This is a genomic window from Caballeronia sp. PC1, assembly GCF_021353155.1.
Taxonomy (GTDB): domain Bacteria; phylum Pseudomonadota; class Gammaproteobacteria; order Burkholderiales; family Burkholderiaceae; genus Caballeronia; species Caballeronia cordobensis.
The window spans coordinates 541765-560109 of sequence record NZ_JAJUBH010000001.1 but is presented as its reverse complement, the minus strand read 5'-3'; the positions used below and the strand labels follow the sequence as shown (position 1 = coordinate 560109).

The following is an 18345-nucleotide window of genomic DNA, read 5'->3' as shown; positions in this document are numbered from 1 at the left end:
TGACTACAAAACCGCGCATTTCGGCGTCATTTTTGCGGAACGCGCCGCCGGCGGTTCGTCAAGTCCCGCGCGTCGATTTACCCGGCTGCGTCACGCCGAAACGCGCATTGCCTCCAGCAGGCGCTGCACGGCGCGCGCGGTGTCGATCGGGCGTTCCATCGGAAAAAGATGGCTGCCCTCCATCCATTCGAAATAATCCCCGGCGATGCGCCGCGTCATGCCGAGTCCCACCTGGCGCACCTCGCGCGAGCGCGTCCCCGCGACGAAACCGACCGGCACCGGCGCACCGTGCGCGAGCCGCGCGCCGAGCGTGTGCGGCAGCGTGCGATAAATCAGATATTCGACGTGCCGGTCGAACGCGAGCGCACGCGCGCCATTCGCCTGAGTCTGCGGAATGCCGAAATCGACGTAATCGGACAGCATGCGCTCGTCCCAGCGCGCGAACGCGGGCTTCGCGAGGAAATGCCGCCAGGCCTCGTCGCGGCTCGCCCAGCGCGTGCGGCGTTTCTTGGTCGCGGCAGCGGGCGAAAGACGCTCGTCCAGCCCGGTCCATTGCGTCACGCGCAGAAGACCGCTTTTCCAGCCCGCGATCACCGGAGAATCGAGCATCACGACGCCCTTCACCCATTGCGGGCGCTTCAACGCCGCCATCATCGAGAGATAGCCGCCGAGCGAATGCCCGACGAGCCACACTTTCGGATGATCGCCGTCGGCCTCGCGGCGGTAGCGGCCCATGTCGTCGATGAGCTGATCGACGAGATACGGCCAGTCGCGCGTGACTGGAAAACGCGCGTCATGCCCGATGCGCTCGATGCTGCGAATATCGTAATCGTCGGAGAGCTCCGCGAACATCGTGCGATATGTCGACGCCGGAAAACCGTTCGCGTGCGAGAAATGGATGATGTCCTTCAAGCGGCTCCTTGGTTTTTTCTAGTGCTTCATCCAGTAGCGCGCGTGCGTGTCCCGATAGCGTTCGAGCACGATGTCCGAACCGATGTCGATGCGCGCGGCGCCGTCGTCGTCGCTGCGCGACAGCGCGATGCCGCGCAGCCCGTAGCGCGCGAACACGGTCGGATGCGGATGGTGAAAACGGTTGCGATAGCCTACCTGAAATATCGCCGCGAGCGGCCCGACGGAATCGAGGAAAGGCTCGGTGGACGAAGTGCGGCTGCCGTGGTGCGGCACGATCAGCACATCGGCGTGCAACGCGCCTGCCTCGCGCGCGATCAGCATGCGTTCGACGTCCGCTTCGATATCGGCCGCGAAGAGCGCCGCGCGCCCCGCCGCGCTCGTCGCCTTCAGCACGCACGACTGATGATTCGGCGTGCCGGCGAGCGGCCCCGGCTCGGGCCACAACACGCGAAACTCGACGCCGTCCCAGGTCCAGCGCTGCCCCGCCACGCAGCGCAGCGTATCGGCGCCGCGCGCGCGTGCGCCCGGCCAGAGTGCGTTTGTCGCGGGCAGCGACGCGAGCAGTTGACGCACGCCGATCGATTGCAGCACGGCCGGCGCGCCGCCCGCGTGATCCGAATCGGAATGGCTGATGACGAGCGCATCCAGGGTGCGCACGCCCGCCGCCTGCAGATACGGCACGGTGATGCGCTCACCCGCATGCGTCGATTCGGGGCCGGGACCGGCATCGAAAAGCAAGGCGTGCCGCGCGGTTTGAACGACGAGCGCCGAGCCTTGCCCGATATCGAGCGCGGTTACGCGAAACGCGCCTTCGGGCGCGGGATGCGACGCGGGCGCGAGCAAGGGCAGCCACGTCAGCGGCGCGGCGAAGCGCAGCGGCCAGCCGCGCGGCGCGAGCGCCCACGCGACGCCGACGCACGCCGCCACGAGTGCGAACGCATCCGGCCGCGGCAGCATCCACAGCGGCGCCGGCAGGGAATCGGCAAGGCGCGCAAGCACATCGATCAGCACGGAAAGCGCGGCATGCGCGGCGTGCAGCATCGGCGCGTCGAGCGGCGCGGGAAGCAGCAGGCCCGCGAGCGTGGCCGGCGTGACGAGCACGCTGATCCACGGAATCGCGAAGGCGTTTGCGAGCGGGCCCAGCAGCGGAATTTGCGAGAACCAGTAGACGGTGAGCGGCGCGAGCGCGATCGTCACCGCATATTGCACGCGCACGCTCGACGCGGCGTGAGCCCGCGCGCGCCGCCCCAATCGCGCGACGAACGCGAACGGCTTGCGCTTGCGTGACGGCTCCGGACGCTGCGGACGCTGCCCGACCTCGCTCGGATCGACGCGATCCCACTGATCGATGTCATCGCGGTCCTGCGCCGGCGCTTGCGATTCGACCCGCCCCGCCGCCGCGATCGCATGCAGGATCGCGGCCACCGCGCCGAACGACAGCCAGAATCCCGGCGACGTCACCGCCCACGGATCGGCGAGCAACACGCACGCGAGCGCCCACAGCAGCACGAGCGACGATGCGGGCCGCCGTCCGCACAGAAACGCGGCCCCGACGATCAGCAGCATGCAAAGCGTGCGCTGCGCGGGCACGTTGAATCCGGCGAGCGCCGCGTAGAACGCCGCGAACAGGGCCGCGCCCGCCGCCGCCACCTTTGGCGCGGCCACGAAGAGCGGCGCGCTCGCGCCTCGCCATCGCGCGCGCTTCCACACGAAGCCCGCGACGAACGCGGCCAGCCCCGCGACGAAGCCGATATGCAGGCCCGAGATGGCGACGAGATGGCTCGTGCCGGTCGCGCGCATGAGCGACCAGTCGGCGTCGCTGACGGCGTCCTGCGCGCCCACCGCGAGCGCGACGACGATCCCGCGATGCGGCGCGTCCCCAAGCACGTTTTCGATGCGTTCGCGCGCGCGGGCGCGCAGCCGGTCGATCGCCAGGCGCGGACCGCTGGCATCGGCAGGCAAGCGCCGCGGCGCGCGCGCCGCCGACACGGAACCCGTCGCGCGGATGCCGCGTTCGAGCAGCGTCGCTTCGCCGTCGCGCAGGCCGAAATTCGCGTTGGCGTGCGCGCGTTTCAGGCGCGCGACGAGCGTCCATCGCGACCCGGCCGGGAGCTTCGTGCGGTCCGCTTCCATCCACGTCAATCGCACGATGCGCGGGAAGTCATGCAAACGCGCGCCATTCGCCTCGACTTCGAAGAGAAAGCGCGTGCCGTCGGTCTGTTGCTCGGCCAGCCCGCGCACGAATCCCGTGAGTTCGATATCGCGTTGCTCGTATTCGACGGGCAAGTGCTCGCGCAGCGCGACGTCGGCGCGCGCGGCGGCATACGCGAAACCGGCCGCGCAGGCCGCGATCGCCAGGCTCGCGGTGCGCACGCGCGGCTTCATCGCACTCAATGCCAGCGCGATGGAAAACACCGCGCAGCATGCGAACCATGCAACGCCATCCGGCAAGCGAGCCTGCTGCTGCAACCCCCACACACCCAACGCAAAACCCAGCAGTATCGCCCGCACTTCTCCCTCGCCGTTTCGTGACCGCGAACGCATGCGCGCCGGAAGCGCTCCGGCGCAATTCAGCGTCGATCGAAACGATTATGACGAGGCAAGCGCAAGCCGTGGGAGCGCGGCGTGAGCGTTAGCCGTTGTGCCTAGGGAAAGCGCGTTTTCGTCGATGCCGCGCAGTTGCGCGAGCACTTTCGCGATCGCCGCGACCTGATCGGGCGAATTGCGCTGCTTGTAGCGCCAGGACGGCGCGATATCGGGCGCATCGGTTTCGAGCACGATCGAGCCGAGCGGAAGTTCGGCCGCGAGCCGCCGGATCTGCCGCGCGCGCTCGAAGGTGAGATTGCCGCCGAAGCCCAGATGCATGCCCTGCGCGATGAACGCCTCGGCCTGCTGAAAGCTGCCGTTGAACGCATGCGCGATACCGCGATGAATGCCGTGCACGCGCAGGCCCTTCAGCACCTTGTCCTGCGATTTGCGCACATGGCAGATCACCGGCAGATCGAATTCGCGAGCGAGCTTCAGTTGCGCGTCGTAGAAGAACTGCTGGCGCGCGTCGTCGAGCGTCGGCACGAAATAATCCAGCCCGATCTCGCCGATGCCGACGAACAGCGGATCGTCGAGACTCGCCTCGATTTCATCGCGCAAGATGCGCAGATCGTCTTCGTGCGCGCCCGGCGTGAAAAGTGGATGGATGCCGAGCGCATACGCGCCGCCCTCGATGCGATGCGCGAGCTTGCGCACCGTGCCGAAATTGCCGCGATCGACGCCCGGAATCACGATGCGCGCGACGCCCGCAGCGCGCGCCGCATCGGCGACGGCGTCGCGGTCGGCGTCGAACTCGCCGGCATCGAGATGACAGTGCGTATCGATCCACATGACGCCTCCCGCGAACAGAACGCCTTAGACCGGCACCGACGGCTCTTCGTGCAGTACGCCGTCGCGCAGGCGCATGATGCGGTCGCAGCGCGCGGCGAGATCCTGATCGTGCGTGACGATCACGAAGCTCGTCTCAAGCGTCTGTGACAGCTCCAGCATCAGGTTGAAGACAGTGTCCGCCGTGCCGCCGTCGAGATTGCCGGTCGGTTCGTCGGCGAGCACGCATGCCGGACGCGTGACGAGCGCGCGCGCAATCGCCACACGCTGACGCTCGCCGCCCGAGAGCGCGCCCGGCCGATGCTTCGCGCGGTGCCCGATGCCCACGCGCTCCAGCATGGTCTGGGCTTCCTTGCGCGCATCGTCCTCCGCCATGCGGCGGATGCGCAGCGGCATCGCGACATTGTCGAGCGCCGTGAATTCCGGCAACAGATGATGGAACTGGTACACGAAGCCAAGCGCGCGGTTGCGCAGTTCGTTGCGCTCCTTTTCCTTCAGTTCGGTGAACGGCTTGCCGAGCAGCGAGACGCGGCCGGCACTCGGCTCGTCGAGACCGCCGAGCACATGCAGTAGCGTGCTCTTGCCCGAACCCGACGCGCCGACGATCGCGAGCTTCTCGCCCTTCATCACGTCGAGCTGCGCGTTGTCGAGCACCTGCACGTTGAAGCCGCCCTGCACGAACGTCTTCGAGATCGCGGAGGCCTGCAAAACGATATTGGTTGCGGGAATCATGTCACTCATAGCGCAGCGCCTCCGCCGGACGAACCTTCGCGCCGCGCCAGCTCGGATAGAGCGTCGCGAGCGACGACAACACAAACGCGATGACGCCGATCTTGGCGACATCGCCCGGCACGAGCTCGGAGGGCAGCTCGCTGATGAAATACACCGAAGACGGCAGGAACTGCACGTTGAAGAGATGCTCGATCATCGGCACGAGCCACGGAATGCTCCACGCGATCAGACAGCCGAGCGTGACGCCCAACGCCGTGCCGATGAAGCCGATCGTCACGCCCTGCACCACGAAAATCTTCATGATCGAGCCGGGCTGCGCGCCGAGCGTGCGCAGGATGGCGATATCGGCCTGCTTGTCGGTGACGGTCATCACCAGCGACGACACCAGATTGAACGCCGCCACCGCGATGATCAGCGTGAGGATGATGAACATCATGCGCTTTTCGATCTGCACCGCGGAGAACCAGGTCTTGTTCTGCTGCGTCCAGTCGCGGATGTAAAGATCGCCCGACAGCGTGCGCGCGAGCTGGCGCGCGACTTCGGGCGCGCGCTGCATGTCTTTCAGGCGCAGACGCACGCCGGTCGGCGCGGGCAGGCGAAAGAGCGCTTGCGCGTCGCGGATTTCGATGAGCGCGAGCGTCGAATCGTATTCGTAGTGGCCCGACTCGAAGATGCCGACCACCGTGAACTGCTTCAGGCGCGGCATCATCCCGGCGGGCGTGATGGTGCCTTCGGGCGCGACGAGCGTGATCTTGTCGCCGTCCATCACGCCGAGATTGGCCGCGAGATCCTTGCCGAGCACGATGCCGAATTCGCCCGGCTTCAGATCCGTGAGCTTGCCCGCGCGCATTTCCTTCGCGATGTCCGACACTTGCGGTTCAAGCGTCGGTTCCACGCCGCGCAGCGCGACCCCGCTCACCGCGCCCTGGCGCGTGAGCAGCGCCTGCGCTTCGACATAGGGCGCCGCGCCGATCACTTCGGGATTCTTGCGCGCTTCCTGCGCGGTCAGTTGCCAGTTGGGCATGGAGCCGGTCGGCGAGAAGATTTCGACGTGCGCGAGCACCGAGAGCATCCGGTCGCGCACTTCCTTCTGGAAGCCGTTCATGACCGACAGCACGACGATCAGCGCGGCGACGCCGAGCGCGATGCCCGCCATCGACACGAGCGCGATGAACGAGATGAAGCCGTTGCCCGTGGTGCGTTTGCTGGCGCGCGTATAGCGCCAGCCTATCTGCCATTCGTACGGAAGTTTCAAGCGATTCCTTTCTGCTGCTGCCCAGCGTTATTGCGCCCCGATGGCGCAAATTTGCGAAAGTTTGCCATATGTGACGCGGATGGGACGGCAGCGTTCGTGAAAGCGCGCGGCTTTTCCACAGACGCAGCGGCTGAGCGCTTTGCCCTACAATGCCGAGCATCATGCCCGTTCACCACCTCCATCTCCTGCTGCCGTTCGCGCTGCCCTCGGCCGCGGACGCCGCCACCGCCCTGCACGGACTGGAGAGCGCGGCGCTCGACAAGCTGCTTGCCCGCGCCACGCTGGAAGAGCGCGTCATCGGCGAGGATTTTCAGCGCACGCTGCCGCACGAACGCTGGATCGCGCGCCGCTTCGACGCCGTCACGTCCACCGACCGGCGTTATGCCGACGACGCCCCGCTCGCCCCCTACATGCTGCTCGCCGACGGCGGCACGCCCGGCGATGCGCTGTGGGCCTGCATCGAGCCGGTGCACGTGCGCATTGCGCACGATCATCTGGTGCTGATCGACCCCGACACGCTCGGCGTGCATACCGAAGAAGCGCGCGCGCTGCTGCACACCGCGCGGCCCGTGATCGAAGAACTCGGCGTGCACCTGCAGGCGCCGACGCCGCTGCGCTGGTACGTGTCGGGCGAAGCGCTCGGCGCGCTCGCGGGCGCGTCGCCGTTGCGCGCGACGGGCCGCAACATCGAAATCTGGCTGCCGCACGAAGCCCGCACCGGCGAGCGCTCGCGCGCGTGGATGAAGCTGCAGAACGAAGTGCAGATGGCGTGGTTCGAGCATCCGCTGAATCTCGAGCGCGAATCGCGCGGACTGCCCGCGATCAACTCGATCTGGCTGCACGGACAAGGGCTGCTGCGGCCCGTCACGAGCCCCTTTGCGCACGTCATGTCCGACGCCGCCGCGACGCGCGGGCTCGCGATCGCGGCGGGCATCAAACCCGGCGCGCCGCCCGAATCGTTCGCGGCGCTCGCGGGCGGACTGACCGAGGGCAGCACGCTCGTCGAGCTGAATCCGTTTTCCGCGCCGTTCATCGAGCAGGACTGGGCGCGCTGGAACGCGTCGCTGAAGTCGCTCGAAACCGCGTGGTTCGCGCCCGCGCTGCAAGCGCTGACCGATGGCGCGCTCGGCCGCCTGAGCCTCACGCTGTGCGGCGACAGCGGCTCGGTCACGCTTTCCGTCACGCGCGCGGACTTGCGCAAGTTCTGGCGGCGCCGGCCGATCGCCGCACTCTTCATCGAATAAGGTTGCTCCCAGCATGACGCGAATCGTCACCCGCGCGCCCTCTCCCGCCGACGCCGAAGCGCTGATGCGCCACGGTCTGCATCCCGTCATCGCGCGCCTGTACGCGGCGCGCGGCGTGACTACGCCCGACGAAGTCGAAACCGAGTTCAAGCGCCTGCATGCGCCCGCCGCGCTGAAAGGCTGCGACGCCGCCGCCGTCGTGCTCGCCGAGGCGCTCGCCGCAGGCAAGCGCATGGTCGTGGTCGCCGATTACGACTGCGACGGCGCGACCGCCTGCGCCGTCGCCGTGCGCGGCTTGCGCATGTTCGGCGCGAGCGTCGATTATCTGGTGCCGAACCGCTTCGAATACGGCTACGGCCTGACGCCGGAAATCGTCGAACTGGCTGCGCGTTCGCCGCGCGGCGCGCCCGATCTGCTCGTCACGGTCGATAACGGCATCGCGAGCGTCGAGGGCGTCGCCACGGCGAACGCGCTCGGCATCGACGTGCTCGTCACCGATCACCACCTTCCCGGCGACGAATTGCCCGCCGCGCGCGCGATCGTCAATCCGAACCAGCCGGGCTGCGAATTTCCGAGCAAGTGCATCGCGGGCGTGGGCGTGATGTTCTATGTGCTGCTCGCGTTGCGCGCGGAATTGCGGCGCCGCGGCGCGTATGTCGACGGCACGCCGGAACCGCGCCTCGACGGACTGCTCGATCTCGTCGCGCTCGGCACGGTCGCCGACGTCGTCAAGCTCGATTGCAACAACCGCATTCTCGTCGCGCAAGGGTTGAAGCGCATTCGCTCCGGGCGCATGCAGCCGGGCATCGCGGCGCTCTTTCGCGCCGCCGGCCGCGATGCGCGCACGGCATCGGGCTTCGATCTCGGCTTCGCGCTCGGTCCGCGCCTGAACGCGGCGGGACGTCTGTCGGACATGTCGCTCGGCATCGAATGCCTGACCACCGACGACGTCGGCCGCGCCTGGGAACTCGCGCAACAGCTCGACGGCATGAACCGCGAACGCCGCGAGATCGAGGCCGGCATGCAGCAGCAGGCGCTCGCCGAACTGCAGACTTTCGATTGCGGCGAGCGCGCGACGCTCACGCTGTACGACGCGAGCTGGCATCAGGGCGTGATCGGCATCGTCGCGGGGCGGCTGAAGGAGCGGTTTCATCGGCCGTCGTTCACTTTCGCGCACGCCGACGAAAGCGGCGTGCTGTGCAAGGGCTCGGGCCGCTCGATTCCCGGCTTTCATCTGCGCGACGCGGTCGATCTCATCAGCAAGCGCGAACCCGGCCTCATCCACAAGTTCGGCGGTCACGCGATGGCCGCGGGCCTGACGCTCGCCACCGCCGACATTGCGCGCTTCACGCAGGCGTTCGAGACCGTCGGCCGCGAGTGGCTGACGGCGGAAACGCTCGCGCGCACCGTCGAAACCGACGGCGAACTCGAAGACGCGTACTTCACGCCGCAATTCGTCGAGATGCTCGACGCTGCGGTGTGGGGCCAGGGCTTTCCCGCGCCCACGTTCTCGGGCGAATTCGAAGTCGCGTCACAGGCGCTCGTGAAGGACAAGCATCTGAAACTGTCGCTCCTGCGCGGACGCCAGCGCTTCAACGCGATCTGGTTCAATCACGTCGATCCGCTGCCGCCGCGCGCGACGGTGGCGTACCGGCTGGTCAGCGATTCGTGGAATGGAGTGGCGCGGGTGCAGTTGATCGTGGAGCACGCGGCCTAACAGCCAGCTAAGCCAGCATCGGCGTCCATAGAACTTTCATTCCTCCCTGTTCGCTGCGTGCGCGCGCCTTCGGGCGAACTGCGCTTCGACTTCGTCATTGGACTGGCCGCGGCCCGCCCGCATCGATTCCCGCCCGGCTTCCACCTTGGCGCGCAGATACGCGTCGTATTCGCCCGCCTCACGTTGCCGCGTGATGAATTCGCGCATCAACTCGCGCAAGATCTGCGATGCAGGCCGATGCGACGCTTCAGCCGCCGCCATGAATTCCGCGCGCAACTCGGGCTCCAGCTTCATCGAAAAAACCGCTTCCTTCGCCATGACGTTTCTCTTCGCCGTTTTGTCATGACGAAGTATATACATTGTCATGACGCGAACGACACCCGGTGCTCAGTGTGCCCCACCGCGCCGGTCGGGAATACTCTGCCGTTCAGCTATAATTTCATCTTTTTACGAAGCCGAAGATCGACAATGGAAGCGGAACGTCTCAACGCGATCGAAAGCCTTCTGGCCGACCTGCGCCGCCGCGCGGGCGAGCTACGGGGGTATCTTTGACTACGATGCCAAGTCGGCGCGTCTAGTCGAAGTCAACAAGGAACTCGAAGACCCGAACGTCTGGAACGACTCGAAGAACGCGCAGGCGCTCGGTCGTGAAAAGAAGCTGCTCGACGGCGTCGTAAGCGCGCTCACCGCGCTCGACAACGACCTGCGCGACGCGAACGAGCTGTTCGAGATGGCGCGCGAGGAAGACGACGAAGACACGCTCGTCGCCAGCGAATCCGACGCCGATGCATTGCGTCTGCGCGTCGAAGACATGGAATTCCGCCGGATGTTCTCGAACCCGGCCGACCCGAATAGCTGCTTCATCGACATTCAGGCGGGCGCGGGCGGCACGGAGGCGTGCGACTGGGCGTCCATGCTGCTGCGCCAGTACTTGCGCTACTGCGAACGCAAGGGCTTCAAGACCGAAGTGCTGGAAGAGTCCGAAGGCGACGTCGCCGGCATCAAGAGCGCGACCATCAAGGTCGAAGGCGAATATGCCTATGGCTATCTGCGCACCGAAACCGGCATTCACCGGCTCGTGCGCAAGTCGCCGTTCGATTCGTCGGGCGGGCGCCATACGTCGTTCTCGTCGGTGTTCGTGTATCCGGAAATCGACGATTCGATCGAAATCGAGATCAATCCCGCCGATATCCGCACGGACACGTATCGCGCTTCGGGCGCGGGCGGCCAGCACATCAACAAGACCGACTCCGCCGTGCGTCTGACGCACGCGCCGACCGGCATCGTCGTGCAGTGCCAGAACGACCGCTCGCAGCACCGCAACCGCGCGGAAGCCATGCAGATGCTCAAGGCGCGTCTCTACGAGTTCGAGATGCGCAAGCGCCAGGCCGAACAGGACAAGCTCGAATCGAGCAAGACCGACGTGGGCTGGGGCCATCAGATCCGCTCTTACGTGCTCGATCAGAGCCGCGTGAAGGATCTGCGCACCAACGTGGAAATGAGCAACACGCGCGCCGTGCTCGACGGCGACCTCGACGACTTCATCAGCGCGAGTCTGAAACAGGGCGTCTGATCTCCCGCAGCGGCGTGGCCTTTCGGCCGCGCCGCATTCGTTTCACCCCGCCGCGCACTCTCCGTCTCACAAGCCAAGAATCATCATGACCGAACCGACTCAACCGGGCGCCGCTCCCGAACTGGAAGAGAACCAGATCATCGCCGAGCGCCGCGACAAACTGCGCGCGCTGCGCGAGCAAGGCGTCGCCTATCCGAACGACTTCCGCCCGACGCATCAGGCCGCCACGCTCCAGAGCGAGTACGCCGAGACCGACAAGGACGCGCTCGAAGCGAACCCCCTGCCCGTCGCGATCGCCGGCCGGATGATGCTCAAGCGCGTGATGGGCAAGGCGAGCTTCGCAACGGTTCAGGACGGCAGCGGCCAGATCCAGTTCTTCGTCACGCCCGCGGATGTCGGCGCGGAGACCTATGACGCGTTCAAGAAGTGGGACTTGGGCGACATCATCGCGGCGAAAGGCGTGCTCTTTCGCACGAACAAGGGCGAACTGTCGGTGCGCTGCACGGAATTGCGGCTGCTTTCGAAGGCGCTGCGCCCGCTGCCGGACAAGTTCCACGGCCTGGCCGATCAGGAAACGCGCTATCGCCAGCGCTATGTCGATCTGATCGTCACGCCGGAATCGCGCAAGACTTTCATGGCGCGCACCAAGGCCGTCACGTCGATCCGCAATTTCATGGCGAAATCGGACTTCATGGAAGTCGAAACGCCGATGCTGCATCCGATTCCCGGCGGCGCGGCGGCGAAGCCTTTCACCACGCATCACAACGCGCTCGACATGCAGATGTTCCTGCGCATCGCGCCGGAGCTGTATCTGAAGCGCCTGGTCGTCGGCGGCTTCGAGCGCGTGTTCGAGATCAACCGTAACTTCCGGAACGAAGGCGTGTCGCCGCGTCACAATCCGGAATTCACGATGATGGAGTTCTACGCCGCGTACACGGATTATCAGTGGCTGATGGACTTCACCGAATCGCTGATCCGCCAGGCCGCGATCGACGCGCTCGGCACCGCGACCATCACGTATCAGGGGCGCGAGCTCGATCTGTCCAGGCCGTTCCATCGTCTGACGATCAATCAGGCGATTCAGAAGTTCGCGCCGCAATACACCGACGCGCAGCTTTCCGACGCCGCCTTCCTGCGCACGGAACTGAAGAAATTCGGCGTCGATACGACGCAGCCGGCGTTCCTCAACGCCGGTCTCGGTTCGCTCCAGCTTGCGCTGTTCGAAGAGACGGCGGAATCGCAGTTGTGGGAGCCGACGTATATCGTCGATTACCCGATCGAAGTGTCGCCGCTCGCGCGCGCATCGGATTCGGTGCCGGGCATCACGGAGCGTTTCGAGCTGTTCATCACGGGCCGCGAGATCGCCAACGGCTTCTCGGAATTGAACGATCCGGAAGATCAGGCGGCGCGCTTCCAGAAACAGGTCGACCAGAAAGACGCCGGCGACGAAGAAGCGATGTATTTCGACGCCGACTACATTCGTGCGCTCGAATACGGCATGCCGCCGACGGGCGGTTGCGGCATCGGCATCGACCGTCTCGTGATGTTGCTGACCGACAGCCCGAGTATCCGCGACGTGATTCTGTTCCCGCATCTGCGCCGGGAAGACTGATTTCGGCTTCGGCTGCTTAGAAAGCGCGTCCTTCGGGGCGCGCTTTTTTTCGTCTGTGTTGTAACGGCTGGTAAAAGCTGCACGGCCGGCTGATGCCGCCCACCGCGACGCGCCGTGCCGATGCACCCTGGCACCGATTCTGCTTCAGCCCAGACACGCCATGTCCTCGAAATTGTTACAACCCGAAAAAGCGAAAAATCCGGGTCTCCCCCAGAATGGGTCGTAACGGCCGACATGGGTAGCGGCAGTTCGCCTCGACACGGAGGTTCGACAATGGATAACGGAACCAGCAAATTCGACACTTCGCCTGCTTCGGGCGGCGGCCAGCCGCAGCAGCGGCGCCTGCATCCGCTCATCGCCACGGCGGCGGGCGCGGTCATCGTCGCGAGCCTCGTGGCCACGGCCGCGATGACGGGGTTGTTCCCGAAGGCGTCGAGCAACGCCGCGCAGAACGCGCAAACGCAGGCCGCGCCGGTCGCGCAGCAGCCCGTGGCGAGCCCCGCCGCGCCGACGCCGGCGCAGCAGCAGGCGGCTCAACAGCAGGCGGAGCAACAGCAGGCTGCACAGCAACAAGCAGCGCAGCAACAAGCAGCGCAACAGGCCGCGGCCCAGCAGCAAGCGCAACAGGCTCCGGCGCAACCGCAGCCCGCGCAGCCATCGTATGCGCAGCAACCGCCGCAACATCGCGCGTACTGCTCGACCTGCGGCACCGTCGAAGCGATTTCCGCCGTCAAGCGTGAAGGTCACGGAACGGGTATCGGCGCGGTGGGCGGCGCTGTCGCGGGCGGTGTCGTCGGCAATCAGTTCGGCAGCGGCGGCGGCCGTACCGCGATGACCCTGCTCGGCGCGCTCGGCGGCGGTCTCGCGGGAAATTCCGTCGAAAAACATATTCGCAGCGAAACCGACTATTCGGTGCGCGTGCGGATGGAAAACGGCAAGACGCGCACTTTCACGTACAAGAACCCGCCGCCGTTCCAGCAAGGCGAGCGCGTGCATATCTCGAACGGCACGCTGGTCTCCGGCTAAGCGACGGACGACCGGCCACAAAAAAGGCGACGAGCCGTTGTGAACTGCACCCCAAAAGTTGGACACCCGTTCAACGATTTGGGGTGTTTTTTCATGAGCAAGTACAGCGCACGACTCAAGCGCAGAGTCGTTCAAGACTATTTATCAGGCGAGCGCGGCGGTTTCGGAGAGGTGGGGCGTCAACATGGCGTGGGCCGTGGCACGGTGCATAAATGGGTGGCGGCGTGGCGGGCGCATGGCGAGGCGGCGTTTAAGAAGAAGTACAGTTTCTACGACGGCCCATTCAAACTGAAGGTGCTGCAGTTCATGCACACCAAGGCTCTGTCGTGCCGAGAGACGGCCGCGATCTTCGATATCCGCAATCCGAGCGCGATTAATGTCTGGAAGCGCCGGTATGATTCGGGAGGTATGCAGGCCCTTGAGCCGCGCCCCCGAGGACGCTCCGTGAAGCAACCCAAGTCATCTGCGCCAGCTGTTTCGTCCAAACCCGACGAGGCCCGCACGAAGGAAGAGCTCCTGAAGGAGCTGAACTATCTGCGCATGGAGAATGCGTACCTAAAAAACTCGATGCCTTGATCCGCTCGGAAAGCCCTACAGCGCAGCGCAAAAAGCGCAAGTAGTGGCCGGGTTGAGGCATGAGTTTGCGCTCGACGGCCTGCTGAAAGTGGCCGGCCTGGCGCGCAGCACGTTCTACTACCAATGCAAGGCTTCACGCAAGGCGGACAAACACGCGCAGCTCAAGGCGCGTATTCGTTCTGTGTTCGAGCAGCACAAAGGGCGTTATGGCTATCGACGCATTACTCACGCAGTCCGGCATTTGGGCACGGTTGTGAATCACAAGACCGTCCAGCGGTTGATGCACCTCATGAAACTGAAGTCGCTGGTGCGCCCGAAGAAGTTTCAAGCCTTCCGCGGGACGGTGGGACGGGTTGCGCCGAACGTGCTGCAAAGACAGTTCGATGCCGCGGGGCCGAACCAGAAGTGGGTCACCGATATCACTGAATTCCGGGTGGGCGAGCGAAAGCTTTATCTATCGCCGGTGCTGGATCTGTATAACGGCGAGATCATCGCCTACGAGACGGCCACTCGTCCGGCATTCGCGATGGTCGCCAACATGATCAAAAAGGCATTCAGAAGGCTGGAAGTCGATGATCGCCCCTTGGTCCACTCGGATCAAGGCTGGCACTATCAGATGGGCGCTTACCAGGCGTTGCTCTCGCAACGAGCCCTGACGCAAAGCATGTCGCGCAAGGGCAACTGCCACGACAACGCCACCATGGAAAGCTTCTTCGGCACTTTGAAGTCGGAGTTCTTCTACCCCAACCGCTTCGAGAGCATCGAAGCCCTTCAGGCCGGAATCAGACGCTACATTCACTACTACAATCACCACCGCATCAAGCTGAAGCTGAAAGGGCTGAGTCCTGTGATGTACAGAACTCAGCCCTTAGCGGCCTAGCCCAAAACTGTCCAACTTTGCGGGGTCAGTTCATTGAGCTTGTCGCCTTTTTTTCGGGTGTGCAGGAAGCGCTAGTGCTCCCGCTGCGAACTTCGCGCCGGATTCGGCCGCCCGCGCACCGCCAGATAAGCCCACCAGATGTAACCCGAAAAGCCGTACAGCACGAACAGACAAAACAGCATGACCGGCGGATCGGACGACACCAGTACGAACGCCACCACGATCAGCAGCACGCCCGCGAACGGCACGCGATAGCGCACGTCGAGCGCCTTGCCGCTGTAGAACGGCGCGTTCGAGACCATCGTCACGCCGGCGTAGATCGTCAGCGCGAACGCGACCCACGGCAGCCACACGAGCTTGAGCGGCACGCGGTTGTCGGTCGCGAGCCACACGAAGCCCGCGATCAGCGCCGCCGCGGCCGGCGACGGCAAGCCCTGGAAATAGCGCTTGTCCACCACGCCGACGTTCGTGTTGAAGCGCGCGAGCCGCAGCGCCGCGCCCGAGCAGTAGACGAACGCCGCAAGCCAGCCCCAGCGCCCCAGGTCCTTCAGCACCCATTCGTACATCACGAGCGCGGGCGCGACGCCGAACGACACCATGTCCGACAGGCTGTCGAACTGCTCGCCGAATGCGCTCTGCGTGTGCGTCATGCGTGCGACGCGGCCGTCCATGCCATCGAGTACCATCGCGACGAAAATGGCGATCGCCGCGATCTCGAAGCGCACGTTCATCGCTTGAACGACGGCGAAAAAGCCGCAGAAGAGCGCGGCCGTGGTGAACGCATTCGGCAACAGATAGATGCCGCGCTTTTTCAGAAACTGCTGCCGCTTCGCGCGCCGCGTCTCGACGACGCTCACGTCCTGCGCGGCCTTGTTACGGCGAAACGCGCGCGGCGATGCGCCGTTCACGCGGTTACGGCGCGGTTTGAATGCCGCCATCGAATCCTCCGCGTTATTCCGCGAATTCGGCCAGAATCGTCGACGACGCCGAAACCTTCTCGCCGATCGACACACGCGGGCGGCTTCCAACCGGCAGATACACGTCGACGCGCGAGCCGAAACGGATGAAGCCGTAGCGCTGACCGCGCGTGAGCGGCTCGCCCACATGCACGTAGCAGAGAATGCGGCGCGCGATGAGGCCAGCGATCTGCACGGACGTCACGGTCTGCCCGCCCGCCGTCTGCAGCACCACGGCGTTGCGCTCGTTTTCGGTAGACGCTTTATCGACGGCCGCGTTCAGATACGCGCCCGGAAAGTACTGCACCTTCGTAATCGCGCCGTCCACCGGCGAGCGCTGCGAGTGCACGTTGAACACGTTCATGAACACGCTGATCTTGAGCGCCTCGCGGCCCACGTACGGATCGTGCGCGGTTTCGACCGCGACGATGCGCCCGTCGGCGGGACACAGCACCGCGTTGGGCTGCGCCGGAATCGGGCGCGGCGGATCGCGGAAGAACTGGACGACGAAAATCACGATCAGCCAGAAGATCCAGGCGAAGCCAAAACCGCCCATCGCCTGCACGAGGACGGCCACGACTGCCGCGATGGCGATGAACGGCCAGCCTTCGCGGGCAATGATCGGATGAGGATAGTTCATGAACGAGTTCTGTGTTTTAGGAGGGTAGCCCCCCTTCTTCGCAGAAGGAGAGCCCCCTAAGAACCGTACGTGCGAGTTTCCCCGCATACGGCTCCAATCTACGTACAAAGCCCAGTTTTATGACCGGGCCGGCTTAGTTAGCGCAATTTTACCTACATGCACTTGTCGGTGGCAGTCGGGATGCAATAGCACTCGATTGAAGAGGCCGTCGGAACCACCATGCATCCGGTATTCCAGATGATGATCGTGCCAACCGGTCTCTCGTGTCAGAGCACCGCCGCAGTGCGCACACAGCCCGCCTTGCGATAGGTATAGCGAAACCCATTGCTTGCGATGACGCATTGATACTTCCATGCGCGCCTGTCGCAATTGTTCGCCATACTGCTCCCAACCAAGATCAAAAGGATTGAAGTCGCCTTTGATCTTGCGATGCCGCCTGATCGATGTACCGCGAAGCTGGTACAACTCGGTCAAGCCGTTACTGCCATCGTCTCGAACTACAGGAACAGCAAAAATCCAGTGTCGAGTGCCATCGGAATGAAAGTATTTCTTCCTCACCCATTCAGCACCCTTGTTTGGATGTCGCCGTTTTGACCACCACCAAAGTCTTCGGAAGATCAGAGACTCCATGCGGCTGTATGCCTGCTTAGCTACGACGGGGCTGTGATATTGCGCCCAACCCCGTAGCATCGGATTCAGCAATCGGATTAAATCCTCGTGCTTCACCGTCTTGTTACCACTGATCGTTTCCGACACCTTGCGATAGAACGTCTGCACGTTCTTCTTGCTCGGCTTGATGAGCAGCTTTCCCGAGTACTTCCGGAAATTCCACCCAAGGAAATCGAAGCCTTCGTCAATGTGAGTGATCCGCGTTTTTGTCTCGGACAGTTGCAAGCCCCGAACAGCAAGGAATGCTTCCACCCAAGGCCTGACCTCGTTTTCCAGAATCTCTTTCGAGTCGCCGGTGATCACGAAGTCATCCGCGTATCGCACCACATTCACTTTCAGCTTCTTGGCTTTCGCGATTCCCAACGTCGCACCGAGGTGCCCAATCAGTTCACGCTCCAGCCCGTTCAGCGTCACATTTGCCAGCGTCGGGGAGATGATGCCCCCCTGCGGCGTACCGGCCTCGGTCGCCTGTAGCTGCCCCTTGTAAATCAGGCCAGCCTTCAACCACTTCCGGAGGATCTCCTTGTCCATCGGGACATGGCTTTCTAACCAGTCGTGGTTGATCCAGTCAAAGCAGCCTTTGATATCCGCTTCCAGCACCCATCGGGCCGAGCCCTTTTGGGACATTGCGACGAATATCTGCGACATGGCATCGGCTGTCGAGCGATTGAGTCTGAACCCATAAGAGTTCGGATCACTCGTCGATTCCGACACCGGCTCCAAGGCCAGCAGATACAGGGCTTGCATCGCCCTGTCCCGCATGGTCGGAATGCCCAAAGGGCGCTCCTTTCCATTGGCCTTGGGGATAAAGACTCTCCGTAATGGCAAAGGCTTGTACCCACGCCGCTTCAACCTGCCGATAGCTTCCCACCGGCTCTCAGGCGAATCCCACAGTTCGCGATCGACTCCGGCCGTTCGCGCACCTTGATTCTGCGTAACACGTCGTACCGCGTACAGCTTTGCGGACAACGTGCGGGTCAGCATCCGTTGCAAGGCTTTCACCCTGCGCCAGTCGCCTTCCCGCGTCGCCTTCGCAATTCGTATCTGCATCCCTCTCACGTTCCGTTCGACGCGACGCCAATCTACGGCGTGCCAGTTGTCAGGCACGTGGGAAAGCGCAGATCCATCCTTCCGGACAGATACTTTCATGCTGCTCTCCTACCTTGGGTTGATCATTC

General features: G+C 64.3%; 15 protein-coding genes. 6 read left to right on the top strand and 9 right to left on the bottom strand.

Annotated elements, in window-relative coordinates; genetic code table 11:
• Nucleotides 1-90 precede the first annotated feature (90 nt).
• From LY284_RS02710 to LY284_RS02690, 5 genes are all read right to left on the bottom strand, one after another.
• Nucleotides 91-912 (bottom strand): alpha/beta fold hydrolase, encoded by an 822-nt coding sequence (locus LY284_RS02710; RefSeq protein WP_014191825.1) that lies wholly within the window; start codon nucleotides 910-912, stop codon nucleotides 91-93.
• Nucleotides 913-930: 18 nt separating this feature from the next.
• Nucleotides 931-3423, bottom strand: a complete 2493-nt coding sequence (locus LY284_RS02705) for a ComEC/Rec2 family competence protein (RefSeq protein ID WP_041731113.1) — start codon at nucleotides 3421-3423, stop codon at nucleotides 931-933.
• Between the two features lie 78 nt (nucleotides 3424-3501).
• Nucleotides 3502-4290, bottom strand: coding sequence for a TatD family hydrolase (locus LY284_RS02700; protein WP_014191827.1), 789 nt, complete (start codon nucleotides 4288-4290; stop codon nucleotides 3502-3504).
• Nucleotides 4291-4314: 24 nt separating this feature from the next.
• Nucleotides 4315-5028 carry a lipoprotein-releasing ABC transporter ATP-binding protein LolD gene (gene lolD, locus LY284_RS02695; RefSeq protein WP_041730514.1) on the bottom strand — a complete coding sequence of 238 codons (714 nt, stop codon included), beginning with the start codon at nucleotides 5026-5028 and terminating at the stop codon, nucleotides 4315-4317.
• Complete coding sequence (locus LY284_RS02690; protein WP_014191829.1) at nucleotides 5021-6274, bottom strand: lipoprotein-releasing ABC transporter permease subunit; 1254 nt, start codon at nucleotides 6272-6274, stop codon at nucleotides 5021-5023. The genes lolD and LY284_RS02690 overlap by 8 nt, the downstream gene beginning before the upstream one ends.
• A 149-nt stretch (nucleotides 6275-6423) precedes the next feature.
• Between LY284_RS02690 and LY284_RS02685 the strand changes: the two genes are divergently transcribed.
• Nucleotides 6424-7518, top strand: coding sequence for a hypothetical protein (locus LY284_RS02685; protein WP_014191830.1), 1095 nt, complete (start codon nucleotides 6424-6426; stop codon nucleotides 7516-7518).
• Between the two features lie 13 nt (nucleotides 7519-7531).
• Nucleotides 7532-9235, top strand: coding sequence for a single-stranded-DNA-specific exonuclease RecJ (recJ, locus tag LY284_RS02680; RefSeq protein ID WP_014191831.1), 1704 nt, complete (start codon nucleotides 7532-7534; stop codon nucleotides 9233-9235).
• Nucleotides 9236-9271: 36 nt separating this feature from the next.
• Here the strand turns inward: recJ and LY284_RS02675 are convergent, their stop codons facing one another.
• The gene (locus tag LY284_RS02675) at nucleotides 9272-9553 is read right to left on the bottom strand and encodes a CopG family ribbon-helix-helix protein (protein WP_014191832.1); all 282 of its coding nucleotides are present in this window, start codon (nucleotides 9551-9553) and stop codon (nucleotides 9272-9274) included.
• Nucleotides 9554-9703: 150 nt separating this feature from the next.
• Here LY284_RS02675 and prfB point away from each other — a divergent pair.
• The 4 genes from prfB to LY284_RS02655 all read left to right on the top strand — a co-directional run bounded on the left by prfB (nucleotide 9704) and on the right by LY284_RS02655 (nucleotide 14902).
• Nucleotides 9704-10808 (top strand): peptide chain release factor 2 gene (prfB, locus tag LY284_RS02670; RefSeq protein WP_143281699.1). Its coding sequence is split into 2 segments (ribosomal slippage): nucleotides 9704-9784 and nucleotides 9786-10808, totalling 1104 coding nucleotides; the frame shifts between segments, so codons are not numbered across the junction.
• 85 nt (nucleotides 10809-10893) lie between these two features.
• The gene (lysS, locus tag LY284_RS02665; RefSeq protein ID WP_014191834.1) at nucleotides 10894-12420 is read left to right on the top strand and encodes a lysine--tRNA ligase; all 1527 of its coding nucleotides are present in this window, start codon (nucleotides 10894-10896) and stop codon (nucleotides 12418-12420) included.
• 273 nt (nucleotides 12421-12693) lie between these two features.
• Complete coding sequence (locus tag LY284_RS02660) at nucleotides 12694-13446, top strand: glycine zipper 2TM domain-containing protein (protein WP_014191835.1); 753 nt, start codon at nucleotides 12694-12696, stop codon at nucleotides 13444-13446.
• A gap of 93 nt (nucleotides 13447-13539) precedes the next feature.
• Nucleotides 13540-14902, top strand: a protein-coding gene (locus tag LY284_RS02655; RefSeq protein WP_375294226.1) for an IS3 family transposase whose coding sequence is annotated in 2 segments (ribosomal slippage) — nucleotides 13540-14006 and nucleotides 14005-14902 — 1365 coding nt in all. Because the reading frame shifts where the segments join, the coding sequence is not laid out codon by codon here.
• 71 nt (nucleotides 14903-14973) lie between these two features.
• Here the strand turns inward: LY284_RS02655 and pssA are convergent.
• The 3 genes from pssA to ltrA form a co-directional block, all read right to left on the bottom strand.
• A complete protein-coding gene (gene pssA / locus LY284_RS02650) occupies nucleotides 14974-15840 on the bottom strand; it encodes a CDP-diacylglycerol--serine O-phosphatidyltransferase (RefSeq protein ID WP_014191836.1) in 867 nt (288 codons plus the stop codon).
• A gap of 13 nt (nucleotides 15841-15853) precedes the next feature.
• Nucleotides 15854-16498 (bottom strand): phosphatidylserine decarboxylase, encoded by a 645-nt coding sequence (locus LY284_RS02645; RefSeq protein ID WP_014191837.1) that lies wholly within the window; start codon nucleotides 16496-16498, stop codon nucleotides 15854-15856.
• Between the two features lie 117 nt (nucleotides 16499-16615).
• A complete protein-coding gene (ltrA, locus tag LY284_RS02640) occupies nucleotides 16616-18316 on the bottom strand; it encodes a group II intron reverse transcriptase/maturase (RefSeq protein ID WP_014191838.1) in 1701 nt (566 codons plus the stop codon).
• Nucleotides 18317-18345 lie beyond the last annotated feature (29 nt).